Consider the following 229-nt stretch of genomic DNA (forward strand, 5'->3'; position numbering starts at 1 on the left):
CCCGCGGCATGAGGAGGTCGAGTTCTCCTGGAAGATCCTCGACCCGGGGGAGAAGTACTGGGCCGCCCAGGGCGGTCCGGAGGGGCAGTACGCGCCCGGCTCGTGGGGTCCGGCCTCGGCCGCCGACCTGCTGGCCCGCGACGGGCGAGTCTGGTGTCGCCCCGGATCATCCGCCTTCCCCCCACGACCGTCTGCCCGGTCGCCAACCTGCTCGGCATGGGGGGCCACG

At 74.2% G+C, this 229-nt stretch carries 1 pseudogene; it reads left to right on the forward strand.

What is annotated here, in order from left to right:
- A pseudogene (locus tag KVS71_RS19715) lies at nucleotides 1-163 on the forward strand (glucose-6-phosphate dehydrogenase); the annotation flags it as partial.
- Nucleotides 164-229: the final 66 nt, after the last annotated feature.

Source organism: Microbacterium sp. GbtcB4, assembly GCF_019091465.1.
Lineage (GTDB): Bacteria > Actinomycetota > Actinomycetes > Actinomycetales > Microbacteriaceae > Microbacterium > Microbacterium paraoxydans.